The sequence below is a fragment of the Cupriavidus sp. HPC(L) genome (assembly GCF_000307735.3).
Taxonomy (GTDB): domain Bacteria; phylum Pseudomonadota; class Gammaproteobacteria; order Burkholderiales; family Burkholderiaceae; genus Cupriavidus.
On the sequence record NZ_AMPR02000062.1, the window covers coordinates 1 to 11,276 of the forward strand.

An 11,276-nucleotide genomic window follows, 5' to 3' on the forward strand; every position below is an offset into this window, starting at 1 on the left:
CAGCGCGCCGCGGAAGGCCAGGGTCAGCAGCGTGCCGGCCATCGCGCCACCGAGCGCGCTGCCCAGCGAGCGCAGCACCAGCAGCGCGCCGGTGCCGGCACCGGTGTCGCGGCGTTCGAGCGCGTTCTGCACGTTCATCAACGTGCCGACCATGCAAATGCCCAGTCCCACGCCAGTCACGATCATCGCGGCCAGCAGCCACACCAGCGAGGTGGCCGGCGTCGCGGTCGACAGCGCCGCCAGGCCGAGGGCCGCGGCGGCAAAGCCGATCGTCAGCAGACCGCGCAGCCGGCCGAGCCGGGGCGCCAATATCGCGACCACGAAGTTGCCGGCGACGGTGGACAGCAGGAAGGGCACCACCAGCATGCCGGACATCGCCGCGTCGGCGCCGCGCACCAGCTGGAAATGCAGCGGCAGCGCGAAGACACAGAGGAACAGCGCGGAAGCCGCCAGCGCCGAGGCACCGACGCCCAGCACATAACTGCGGTTGGCGAACAGGCGCGGCGGCAGCATCGGATCGCTGGCGCGCCGTTCCTGCCAGACCAGCGCCAGCACGCTGAGGCCGGTCAGCGCCGCCAGTCCGGCCATCGGCGCGGACAGCCAGTCGTATCGCTCGCCGCCCCAGCTCATCGCCAGCAGGAAGGACACGATCGCCACGGTCAGCAGCAGCGCACCGCCCCAATCGACGCGCGCCTTGCGGGCCGGAGCGGGTAGGGCGCGCAGGCCGCGATGGCACAACCACATCGCCAGCAGCCCAAGCGGCAGATTGATCCAGAACAGCCAGCGCCACGACAGATGGTCGGACACCCAGCCGCCGACCAGCGGTCCGGCCACCGACGCCACCGCCCATACCGCCGCCAGGTAGCCCTGATAGCGGCCGCGCTGGCGCGGTGACACCACGTCGGCGATGGCCGCCTGCGCCAGCGACATCAGGCCACCGCCGCCGATGCCTTGCAGCGCGCGAAACAGGATCAGCTGCTGCAGCGAACCCGCTATGGCGCAGGCCAGCGAGGCCAGCACGAACAGCGCGATCGCGACCATCAGCAGCCGCCGCCGGCCGAACGAGTCCGACAGCTTGCCGTAGAGCGGCGTGGTCACGGTCGAGGTAATCAGATAGGCCGTGACGATCCAGGACAGATGGCCGAAGCCGTCCAGATCCTGCGCGATCGCCGGCACGGCCGGTATCACCACGGTCTGATCGAGCGCGGCAAGCAGAATGCACAGCACGATGCCGCCGATCACGCGCATGATCGCGCGGTGCTCCGCGGCGGCGGCTATGGGCTGCGCCGGCGCGGGGAGCGCGGTGTCCGACGGGGCAATCGAAGAAGAGGCGGTAGCGGAAGCGGGGGTAGGGCGGTCGGATACGGCGGGGCGGGACATCGGAGCGGCGGCGGCGGGTGGCCGGAGAGAGCGGCCGGGAGGGCGGCCGAAGCCAGCCCTGCTGGACCGGCTTCATCTGTTATTCAGTAAACGCAAAATTATATGCGTTTACCGAATATGCCGCCGCCGGGGGCGCTGCGCTCCGGACGTCAGCGGCTGCCTGCGATGTACTGCTCCAGCTGCTCGATGATGAAGCGTTGTTCGGAGATGATGTCCTTGACCAGGTCGCCGATCGACAGCATGCCGATCAGCTCGTCCCCTTCCATCACCGGCAGGTGGCGCAAGCGGTGTTGCGTCATCAGCGCCATGCATTCGTCGGTGGTCTGGTCGGCCCGGACATAGACCACCGCGGTGGTCATGATGTCCCGCACGAAGGTTTCGCGGGACGTTCGCTGCATCAGGATGACCTTGCGTGCGTAGTCGCGTTCGCTCAGGATGCCGACGATCTTGCCGTGCTCCATCACCAGCAGCGCGCCGATGCTTTTTTCCGCCATCAACTGGAGCGCGGCATACACCGTCGCGCCCGGCTGGATGCTGTAGATGGCTTGCGTCGGCTTGGACGCAAGGACCTGTCGTGCAGTTTTCATCATCCACTCCTGGTCGAGTCGGGAAGGACTGCGGCTCCCGCCGGCATCCGCGGTGGCGGGCGGTCCGCCGGTCAGGTCGGCGGTACGCCATTCCAGATTAGCAAAGGATCGCGACGCGTCACAGGGTGACGGGGAAGAATCTTACTGATATGCCCTTATCGCCATATCGGCTCGCTTGCCCCAGACGCGCGCCGGCTTGCGCGGCGCGTTCGCCACTTCGACCCCGGCCTGATGGCGTTCCGCGGTCAACGCATGCGCGCGCGCGACGATGGTTCGCAGCTCGATCCGACTCGCGCGGTCGCCGTTGGGAAGGGCGGCAATGTCGGCCATCGATTGCAGCATCGGGGCCGCCGCCGGTGGTGACAGGACCGGCAGGACGGCGGCGAGATCCTTCAGGTGCCGGCTGATCAGCTGGAAGCCATTGACGGTGTTTGCATCCGCTCCTGGAAGTGGCTCGGTCTTTCGGGCCATCGCACAGGGGTTGACCGCGGCGGCAAGGCCATCTGCCAGCCGCGTAGCGCCGTTTTCCAGCCACTGCCGGAATGCCGGACCGACGGGCAGCCGGCCGGTCAGTTGCACGATTCGCCTGCCCGTCGCCATGTCGAAGTCGTGTGTCTTGGCAAACAGGTCGCAAAGCAATGCCACCATGTCGTCGCGCCGGACTCGCGCCGGCGTGTCGGGGGGCACGGCGAGCGAGCAAAGCGGCTCGAGGATCAGTTCGAGCCGATCGCGTGGCAGCGTCTCGGGCAGGGCGCGCAGTTGCTCCTCCACCAGCTTCAGGTCGTCGTCGGACACGACCGCATCGCGGAAATCGAGGCTGGCGGGCAGATCGATGTTGGCGTCCACAGAGGCGTGAAATCGCCGACAGAGTTGATACAACCAGCCGAGCCGCTGGTCGCGGGGCAGAAAGCCCTGCTCGGGAATGAGTTGAACTCGCCCTTCCGCCTGCGTGAAATGCCCGACGGTATGCCGGATGCGGGCGTTCCTGACGGACCCGCACGGCAGCAGCCGGCACAAGGTCCGCACGATGGCGAGCCATTGCTGCCGCCATGTCATGTGGCGGAACGGCACTTCCACCAGTGTGCCTTCCCATCGTCCGGATGGGCATTTGCTCAGCTGGAAGCGATAGCGGTTCACGCCCAGCTGAACGATGTGATGGGTGCCGTCGCCATGCAGTTGCTGCAAAAGGTCGCCGGGACGGCGCTGTACGGCCAGCCGGATGTCCTGAATGCTGGCGAACTGGTGGATGGTCAGGGGAGCGCGCATGATCGAAGGCAGGCGGACGACGGGCAGGAAGGCATGGCCGGGCACCGCCGTACAGGCCGTCGTGCCGTTGCCATGCAACGAACGCATGGCGCGAGTGTGACGAACTCGTCAAAAAAGAACTTTCGGCAATCTGCAGATTCCGCTTGAAGCGGCACGCCGCCACTTGTCGAATTGCCGTGCCGGGACTTGCATCGGCACTCAACACGAACTATCGCGCACCATCGCGCACCGTCGGCCACCATGGCGCCCGTCAGCAGAGGTGGGATTTGCGGCATCATGGCGGCGTTGCCGTTTCCATCGCGGGGCGTTTGCCGCCCCGCCTGCCGCCGTGTCCGCCCACGAAGCCCCGTCCCGCTCCCGCGATGCATCGCCCGCGCCCGGCGTACCCGATGCCTGCGCCCACTGTCTCGCGCTGGCCGCCGACATGCGCCGGCGCGAACCGCACGAACGGCTGGCGTTGAAACACACGGCGCCGCTGGTCAGCCAGAGCGCGGCCGGTGTGCCGTTCAGCATGTTGACCTTCGAGTGCCGTGAGTGCGGCACCGTCTGGCGCCTGTACGATCGGGCCAACGAGTTGTTCGTCTCCTGGGTGCCCCATTGGCGGCCGGGAGCGTTGGGCTAAGATAGCGCCCGTCGCCGGCCTGGCAGCGAACTGCCCGCCTTCTGCCTGCCTTGCGCATGCGTCATGCCGGCTTCTACCGTCAACTCACGGCCATCACTTCCTACCCATCTCTGCTGCCTGCGCCATGTCTCTTGCCTTCCGCCTGCCCGGACTCTCCGCCCTTGCCGCCGCCACGTCGTTTGCCGTCGTCGCCAGCGCGCCGGCGTTCGCCGCCGACAACTATCCGTCGCGCCCGATCCGACTGATCGTTGCCTATCCGACCGGCGGGATCAGCGATACGGTCGCGCGCGCGCTCGCCGAGCGCCTCTCCGATCAGATGGGGACCTCGGTGGTGGTCGAGAACAAGGCGGGCGCCGGCGGCAGCATCGGCATGGACGCGGTGGCCAAGGCCGCGCCCGACGGATACACGATCGGCTTTTCGTCGACGAGCCCGCTGACCTTGAACCCCCACGTCGGCAAGGTCCACTACGACCCGCAGCGCGATATCGCCCCGGTGATGAGCGTGATGTATTCGCCGGTGATCGTGGTCGCCACCTCGAGCTTTGCCGGCAAGACCTTCCAGGATCTGGTCGCGCAGGCCAAAGCCAAGCCGGGTTCGGTCCGGTGGGCGACCTCGGGCCTCGGCACGGTCGGCCACGTCGTGCTCGAGCAGGTCAAGGCCAAATCGCGAGCGGACCTGACGCTGATTCCGTACAAGGGCGCCGGCCAGCAGATGAACGACGCGCTAGGCGGCCAGTTCGAAGTGATGAGCACCAATGCCAGCCCGGCGCTGACGCAGCAGATGCAGGCCGGACGGCTGCGTGCGCTGGCGGTCGGCGCGCCGAAGCGCATCGACGCGCTGGCCGAGGTGCCAACCTTTGCCGAACTCGGTTATCCGAAGGCCAATCTGACGTCGACCTTCGGCGTGTTCGCGCCGGGCAAGACGCCGGCCGCGATCGTCACGCGCCTGAATGCCGAACTGAACAAGGCGCTGGCCGCGCCGGAAGTCCGCGAACGCCTGCTCAAGGGCGGTGAGGTGCCGACCGGCGGCAGCGCGGCGCAGTTTGCCGCCGCTATCCGTGCCGAGTACGACGACAACGGTCGCATCGTCAAGGAAGCCGGCATCAAGGCGGACTGAGCCGGCGCAAGACCGGGCTTCCGCAGTCATCCTCACTGCCACCGCGCACGCCGCTCACGCGGGCGGCGGGGGATCGCAGCCGGGGTCGGCCGCGTCGGCAGCGGCCCAGTGGGCCAGCGCCGTCAGCTCGTCAGGCTCGGTCAGCAAGCCATCCTCGTCGAGCAGGCAGAACGCGACCAGCCCGCCCATCAGTCCGCCCGCCGCGGGCGCCAGCCAGAACAGCCAAAGCTGCGCGATCGCCCAGCCCTGAACGAACAGCGCCTGGCCGGTGGCGCGCGCAGGGTTGAGCGCGGCGTGGGTCACCGGCAAGGCAAGCAGGTGGGCCATCGTCAGCGCGAGCCCAAGTACCACGGGACCCGCCGCGATCAGGCGGCAACGGCGCGTGACGCTGGCGGTCACCAGCGCCAGCATCGCGGTCGCCGCGAATTCGATCGCCAATGCGCTCGGCATGTCGTAGCCCGACGGCGAATGCAGACCGTAGCCGTTCGCGGCGAAGCGCTCGGACGACAGGGCGAAATCCGGGCGGCCCTGCGCCGCCAGCATCAGCAAGGTCGCCGCGGCCACCGCACCAACCAGCTGCGCGATGCCGTAGGGAATCACCTCTCGCCAGGGAAAGCGCCGTGCCGCGGCCAGGGCCAGGCTGATGGCGGGATTCAGATGCGCACCGGAGATCGGTCCGACCGCCCGCCCCATTGCATAGGCCGCGAGCCCGAAGGCCAGCGCGATGCACAGCAGGTCCGCGGCGGTATCCGGCTTGCAGCCCGCCAGCACCACCACGCCGCAACCGGCAAAGATCAATCCGAAGGTGCCGACCGCTTCCGCGAGCAGTCTTCTGGCGAGGGAGGCCATGGTTCGCTCCTTAGATGGGGTTGACCACATCGAGGCGGCAGCCGGCCGAATACACCGTCGTCAGCCGCACGCCGTTGTGCGGCCACAGGGCCAGCTTGGTCCGCACGCGTGACAGATGGCTGTCAAGCGTGCGCGAACCGGCCGGCAGCGCGCGATGCCAGACCTCGTCGATCATGGTCTGGCGCAACACCAGCTGGCCGAGATGACGGAACAGCAGAATGGCCAGATCGAACTCCTTCGGCGAGAGCATGACCGGCGTGCCGGTCAGATACGCGCGCCGGTCAGTGGTCGAAAAACGATAGGCACCGACCGACAGATCGAAGCAGCCCTCGCCCGTATCGAGCATGCGCCGCGCCAGTGCGTGAATGCGGGCGGCCAGTTCCGCTCGCCGCACCGGTTTGGTGATGAACGCATCCGCGCCCTGCGCGAGGCCGTGGCACAGCTGGCACTCCTCGGCGGCATCGCCGAGCAGCATCACGGGCAAGCGGCTGCCTATAGTACGGCGCACCCACAGCAGCACGTCCTGGGCGGCGATGCCCGGCACTTCCCAATCCAACAGCAGCATGTCGAATGCTTCCTGGCGCAACGCCATCATCAGGGTCCGTCCTTCCCGGAAGCGAATGCATCGATGGCCTTGCAGGCTGAGCGTTTGCTCGAGCACCACGGCTTGCGTGGGATCGTCTTGCAGCGCAGCGATTCTCATGGCGTCTGCTCTCCTCGCGTGTCGATTTCGATTGCGCGGGGGGGGGGGGTGGGTGTCCCGACGCGCGACAAGGGAGTGCGCCGGCGGGGCTGTCACCGGCCGCGGATCGTGAGAGCGTTGGCATGGGCCTTCGCGTCGATCGCCGCTGGCATTGGCGCGGCAATGTCGATCCGCGCAGGCATCGTACGTTCAGACATCGGCATGCCGAAAGTGAGAATTTGTTGAAACCTCAAATTGAGGCAATTCCTATTTGTAAACGGTCACGCGCAGGCTTAAATGCGGGATGGTTCGATGCTCGATGGCAAGGGGCCGGTCGCAGGCAGACCGGAGTTCGATCGCTCACCACCGTGAACGGAGTTGCGCATGAAGATCGCATCGCTCGAAGACGAACCCGCGCAAGCTGCGTGGATCCAGCAAATCGTGACCGAGGCCGGCCACTGCTGCGTCAGCTTCGGACAGAGCCGGCAGTTGCTGCTGCGCTTGCGCAATGAGAGTTTCGATCTGTTGCTGCTCGACTGGCAGATGCCGGACATGAGCGGCAAGGAAGTTCTGCACTGGACTCGTACCAACCTGGATCGGCGCGTGCCGGTGATGTTCCTGACCTGCCGCGGCGCCGAGGAAGATGTGGTCAGCGGCCTGTGCGCGGGGGCCGACGACTACATGGTCAAACCGATCCGGCCGGGCGAGCTGACCGCGCGCATCCAGTCCCTGCTGCGCCGTACCGACAGCCGCCGCGGCGGTACCGACGCGCGCGTCAGCCTGGGCGGCTACGTGTTCGACAGCGCCGCCCGTACCGTCACGCTGAACGGCTGCCCGGTCGAGCTGACGCCGAAGGAATTCGACCTGGCCCTGCTGCTGTTTCGCAACGAGGGCCGCATCGTCGCGCGCAACTATATCGTCGCCGCGGTCTGGGGCAGGGAGATCTCGCCGCTGTCGCGCACCATCGATACGCATATGTCCCGGGTACGCAGCAAGCTGGGCCTGCGCGCGGAACGCGGTTTCCGGCTGATTCCCGTCTATACCCACGGTTATCGGCTCGAGGTGGTGAGCCTGCCATGAGTTTTCTCGTCAGCATGAGGGATCGATTTGCCCGTCTGGCGGCATGGCGCCGCCGCTGGGCCCGCAGCGCGGCGCGGCGCGGCGATCCGGTATGGCGCGCGGTGGTCCATGGCTTGGCGCATGACCTGCGCGTTCCGCCCACCGACATGCTGGCGCTGGCCGGCCTGTATCGCGCCGGTGCACTGGCCGGGCCTGCGTTTACGGCGCGGGTCGTCGCGCACGCACGCGAGGCGCTGAACCGGGTCGACGAACTGGGCAGCCTGATCGAAGAAGCCGCTCATTCGTATCGCCGCGAGCCGGTCGATCTGGCTGCATTGGTCGCCGGATGCGTCGATGCGGCATGGAGCGCGGCCGACGAGACGGGCGTGATCCTGCACTGCCAGGCCCTGCCGGCCGTCGCATGGGTGGAGGGCGATGTCCGCATGCTCGAGATGGCGGTCACCCGCCTGCTGGCCCGTGCGATTCTGGATGCCTCGCCCGGTGCGGCCGTGCACCTGCGGATGGGCATTTCGCGCCGGGTTTGCTGCGTGGAGATAGCGACCGCGGCCGCGTCGCCACATGCGGTCGCCGCGGCGCTGTCACGCAGTGCGCCGGCCGGTATGTTCCTGCGCCGCGTGATGCGATGCCACCGCGGCAAGCTGACATTGGGCAACGAGCATGGCGTGGCCATCTGGCGCCTGGTACTGCCCCAAAGCAAAAAAGCACCCGAAGGTGCTTTCTTGCCTGCAGATCGGTAAGAAACGATGCCGATCAGAAGATGTGGCGGATACCCACGGCCACGCCGGTCTGGTTGCTCTTGCCCGGCAGTTCGGTGCGAGCACCGTCCTTGACCTTGTTGTAGTCGACCGTACCGTAGACCTGGGTACGCTTGGACAGCGCGTACTCGGCCAGCAGCACGCCGGTGTAGCGCTTGCCATCGTTGCCGGCAACACCGTCCTTGTTGTCGATGTCGTCGTAGTAGAACGCGCCGGTCAGGGCCAGGGCCGGGGTCAGCTGGTAGCTGGCGCCCACATAGCCGATCTTGTCCTTGCGCGGATTGGCAGCGTGGTTGCCGCCCGCAGGGATCGGGTTGCCAGTGGTGGCTTGATCCGGATTCAGGAAGCCGTTGTCGATGACGCCGGTGTGATCCTTGCCGCCGATGTAACCGACGAATAGCTTGGCCGCGCCGATGGTGTACTTACCGGCCACGCCCCACATCTGCTGCTTGTTCTCGTTGATGTCGCGGATTTCCTGGTACACGCCGCCGATGCCGAACGGGCCGAAGGCGTACGACGCACGGGCACCCCAGTACTGGTTGGTACGCACGCTGCCGGCTTGCTCGCCGAAGCCATAGCTGGCGCCGACGTTCAGGCCGCCGAACTTGCCGTCATAGCTGATGACGTTGTCGCGGCGCAGTTGGGTCAGGAAGAACGGCCAGGCGTTGTTGTTGTAGTTGCCGATCGTCAGCGGATCGTAGTCACCGAACAGGTTGAAGCCCTCGGTGTACTGACGGCCCAGCTTGATCGTGCCGAAGTCGCCCGACAGACCCACGTAAGCCTGACGGCCGAACAGCGTGCCGGTGGCCTGGTTGCCGCGGCCGGTGTCCGGATCGAAGCCGTTTTCCAGTTGGAAGATGGCCTTCAGGTTGTTGCCCAGGGCTTCGCTGCCCTTGATGCCCCAGCGGCTGTTGGTGATGGCGCCGTTGGTCAGTTCGACCAGGCCGTCATCGTTGGCGTTGGCGTTGGTGGTGTAGCGAATGCTCTGGTCGACGATGCCGTACAGCGTGACGGAGGATTGCGCGTAGGCGCTGCCGGCGAACAGGGCGCCGAGTGCGAGAGTCAAGGCCGATTTCTTCATGGTGCTCCTTTTCTGTCTTGTGGTTCTGTCGCCGGATCGCGGCGGCATTTATTGGCTCTACGTTGTCGGTAGACGCCGCGAAAATTTATCAAAACGTAACCCGTTCCGACACCAATCCTTGCCGGAGCGACGCGGAATGGACGCCGCTGGTGGCAAATTCGTTGTCCGGCCGCGACAGTTAGCCGCAATGGTGCATTGCGGCGTGCAAAGTCGGGCCCGCGAAGGCGTGCGGAAACAGAAAAGGGGAAGGGCGGGGCGGGCGAGGGCGTCCGCGTCGGGACACCCCGCCGAAGGGGGGAGCGGCCGGACCGGGCGGCCGGCCGGTGACGATCAGCTCTGCGGGATCTCGATCTTGACCTCGAGCACCTCGAGGTTGTCCTGGCGCTCAAGACTGACCCGCAGGTCCTGATCGCCGATCTTCACGTATTTCGAGATCACGGCAACCAGCTCGCGCTGCAGTGCCGGCAGATAATCGGCCGGCGCGGAATGGCCGGTGCGTTCATGGGCGAGGATGATCTGCAGCCGCTCCTTGGCGACCGACGCGGATTTCTTTTTCTCCCCGAGCAGGAAGGACAGGATCGACATGGGGATGAGCCCTCCTTACTTGTTGCCGAACAGGCGCGACAGCAGGCCCGGCTTCTGATAATCGACGAAGCGCATCGGCTTTTCCTTGCCGAGGAAGCGGTCCACCACGTCGCCGTAGGCGTCGGCCACGTCCGTGCCCTCCAGATGGATGGCCGGCGTGCCCTGGTTCGAGGCGTGCAGCACCGCCTCGGATTCGGGAATCACGCCGATCAGCTTGATACGCAGGATTTCCTGGATATCGGTCAGCGACAGCATCTCGCCGCCGTGCACGCGCTTCGGGTTGTAGCGCGTGATCAGCAGATGTTCCTTGATCGGCTCGCCTTCGCTGGCGCGCTTGGTCTTGGACGACAGGATGCCGAGGATGCGGTCCGAGTCGCGCACCGACGAGACTTCCGGATTGGTGACGATCAACGCCTCGTCAGCAAAATACATCGCCATCAGCGCGCCGGTTTCGATGCCGGCCGGCGAATCGCAGACGATGTATTCGAAGTCCATGGCGATCAGGTCCTTGATCACCTTCTCGACGCCTTCATGCGTCAGCGCTTCCTTGTCGCGGGTCTGCGAGGCCGGCAGGATGAACAGGTTCTCGCACTTCTTGTCCTTGATCAGCGCCTGGTGCAGATTGGCCTCGCCCTGCACCACATTGATCAGGTCGTAGACCACCCGGCGCTCGCAACCCATGATCAGGTCGAGGTTGCGCAGGCCGACGTCGAAGTCAATCACGGCGGTCTTGTGGCCGCGCAGGGCCAGCCCGGCGGCGAAGCTCGCGCTGGTGGTGGTCTTGCCGACGCCTCCCTTGCCGGAGGTCACAACGATGATTTTTGCCATGGCTCTTGGTCCAGTAATAGGGTTGAAGCTTGCGCTGCGATGTTGCGGGACTCGGCCGAACTCACTTCATGCGAAGCGGCTCGAGAATCAGGGTTTCGTCGGCGAGCCGGACCTGCGCGGGTTTGCCCAGCACGTCGGGCGGCAGGGTCTGTTCGGCGGTCCGGTAGATGCCGGCGATCGAAATCAGTTCGGGTTCCAGGCAGGTGCAGAAGATGCGCGCGTCCGGATTGCCCTTGACGCCCGCCAGCGCACGGCCGCGCAGCGGGGCGTAAATATGGATATTGCCTTCGGCGATGACTTCCGCACCGAAGCTGACCACGTCCATGATCACCACGTCGCCGTGCGCGTAGATCTGCTGTCCCGAGCGTAGCGGCCTGTCGATCAGCATCGTCGTGGCGGCGCGCGGCGGTTCGGGTGCCGGAGCCGCGGCGGGGGCAGGAGCAG

At 66.5% G+C, this 11,276-nt stretch carries 13 protein-coding genes; 4 read left to right on the plus strand and 9 right to left on the minus strand.

Features of this window, described 5'->3' with window-relative positions; all coding sequences use genetic code 11:
* The 3 genes from B551_RS05285 to B551_RS05295 all read right to left on the minus strand — a co-directional run.
* Nucleotides 1–1,248, minus strand: a 1,248-nt coding sequence (locus B551_RS05285; RefSeq protein ID WP_023263619.1) for an MDR family MFS transporter, incomplete at its 3' end; no start/stop codon positions are given.
* Between the two features lie 281 nt (nt 1,249–1,529).
* A complete protein-coding gene (locus B551_RS05290; RefSeq protein ID WP_006576941.1) occupies nt 1,530–1,967 on the minus strand; it encodes a CBS domain-containing protein in 438 nt (145 codons plus the stop codon).
* Nucleotides 1,968–2,108: 141 nt separating this feature from the next.
* Nucleotides 2,109–3,320: a hypothetical protein gene (locus B551_RS05295; RefSeq protein WP_023263621.1), complete on the minus strand. Its 1,212-nt coding sequence runs from the start codon at nt 3,318–3,320 to the stop codon at nt 2,109–2,111.
* A 241-nt stretch (nt 3,321–3,561) separates the two neighbouring features.
* Here B551_RS05295 and B551_RS05300 point away from each other — a divergent pair, with 241 nt between their 5' ends.
* Both B551_RS05300 and B551_RS05305 read left to right on the plus strand, forming a co-directional pair.
* Nucleotides 3,562–3,855 (plus strand): hypothetical protein, encoded by a 294-nt coding sequence (locus B551_RS05300; RefSeq protein WP_023263622.1) that lies wholly within the window; start codon nt 3,562–3,564, stop codon nt 3,853–3,855.
* 124 nt (nt 3,856–3,979) lie between these two features.
* Nucleotides 3,980–4,972, plus strand: coding sequence for a tripartite tricarboxylate transporter substrate binding protein (locus B551_RS05305; protein WP_006576938.1), 993 nt, complete (start codon nt 3,980–3,982; stop codon nt 4,970–4,972).
* A gap of 54 nt (nt 4,973–5,026) precedes the next feature.
* Here B551_RS05305 and B551_RS05310 read toward each other — a convergent pair whose 3' ends face one another.
* Entirely contained in the window at nt 5,027–5,821 is a 795-nt protein-coding gene (locus B551_RS05310) for an aquaporin (RefSeq protein WP_006576937.1), read from the minus strand.
* 10 nt (nt 5,822–5,831) lie between these two features.
* Complete coding sequence (locus B551_RS05315; RefSeq protein ID WP_006576936.1) at nt 5,832–6,524, minus strand: response regulator transcription factor; 693 nt, start codon at nt 6,522–6,524, stop codon at nt 5,832–5,834.
* A gap of 363 nt (nt 6,525–6,887) precedes the next feature.
* Between B551_RS05315 and B551_RS05320 the strand changes: the two genes are divergently transcribed.
* Both B551_RS05320 and B551_RS05325 read left to right on the plus strand, forming a co-directional pair.
* On the plus strand, nt 6,888–7,583 hold the full coding sequence (locus B551_RS05320; protein WP_023263623.1) for a response regulator transcription factor: 696 nt from the start codon (nt 6,888–6,890) through the stop codon (nt 7,581–7,583).
* A complete protein-coding gene (locus tag B551_RS05325; protein WP_055274522.1) occupies nt 7,580–8,320 on the plus strand; it encodes a HAMP domain-containing histidine kinase in 741 nt (246 codons plus the stop codon). The genes B551_RS05320 and B551_RS05325 overlap by 4 nt, the downstream gene beginning before the upstream one ends.
* A 13-nt stretch (nt 8,321–8,333) precedes the next feature.
* Here the strand turns inward: B551_RS05325 and B551_RS05330 are convergent, their stop codons facing one another.
* From B551_RS05330 to minC, 4 genes are all read right to left on the minus strand, one after another.
* The gene (locus B551_RS05330; RefSeq protein WP_006578293.1) at nt 8,334–9,419 is read right to left on the minus strand and encodes a porin; all 1,086 of its coding nucleotides are present in this window, start codon (nt 9,417–9,419) and stop codon (nt 8,334–8,336) included.
* Between the two features lie 330 nt (nt 9,420–9,749).
* On the minus strand, nt 9,750–10,004 hold the full coding sequence (gene minE / locus B551_RS05335) for a cell division topological specificity factor MinE (protein WP_006578294.1): 255 nt from the start codon (nt 10,002–10,004) through the stop codon (nt 9,750–9,752).
* A gap of 15 nt (nt 10,005–10,019) precedes the next feature.
* Nucleotides 10,020–10,832 (minus strand): septum site-determining protein MinD, encoded by an 813-nt coding sequence (gene minD, locus B551_RS05340; RefSeq protein WP_006578295.1) that lies wholly within the window; start codon nt 10,830–10,832, stop codon nt 10,020–10,022.
* A gap of 61 nt (nt 10,833–10,893) precedes the next feature.
* Nucleotides 10,894–11,276 (minus strand): septum site-determining protein MinC (gene minC, locus B551_RS05345; RefSeq protein WP_157071914.1); only part of this gene is annotated, 383 nt, incomplete at its 5' end.

Excerpts from the sequence above, each read along its gene's own strand:
- B551_RS05290 (WP_006576941.1), bottom strand. The coding sequence starts at position 1,967 with ATGAAAACTGCACGACAGGTCCTTGCGTCCAAGCCGACGCAAGCCATC.
- B551_RS05295 (WP_023263621.1), bottom strand. The coding sequence starts at position 3,320 with ATGCGTTCGTTGCATGGCAACGGCACGACGGCCTGTACGGCGGTGCCC.
- B551_RS05305 (WP_006576938.1), top strand. The coding sequence starts at position 3,980 with ATGTCTCTTGCCTTCCGCCTGCCCGGACTCTCCGCCCTTGCCGCCGCC.
- B551_RS05310 (WP_006576937.1), bottom strand. The coding sequence starts at position 5,821 with ATGGCCTCCCTCGCCAGAAGACTGCTCGCGGAAGCGGTCGGCACCTTC.
- B551_RS05315 (WP_006576936.1), bottom strand. The coding sequence starts at position 6,524 with ATGAGAATCGCTGCGCTGCAAGACGATCCCACGCAAGCCGTGGTGCTC.
- B551_RS05320 (WP_023263623.1), top strand. The coding sequence starts at position 6,888 with ATGAAGATCGCATCGCTCGAAGACGAACCCGCGCAAGCTGCGTGGATC.
- B551_RS05325 (WP_055274522.1), top strand. The coding sequence starts at position 7,580 with ATGAGTTTTCTCGTCAGCATGAGGGATCGATTTGCCCGTCTGGCGGCA.
- B551_RS05330 (WP_006578293.1), bottom strand. The coding sequence starts at position 9,419 with ATGAAGAAATCGGCCTTGACTCTCGCACTCGGCGCCCTGTTCGCCGGC.
- minE (WP_006578294.1), bottom strand. The coding sequence starts at position 10,004 with ATGTCGATCCTGTCCTTCCTGCTCGGGGAGAAAAAGAAATCCGCGTCG.
- minD (WP_006578295.1), bottom strand. The coding sequence starts at position 10,832 with ATGGCAAAAATCATCGTTGTGACCTCCGGCAAGGGAGGCGTCGGCAAG.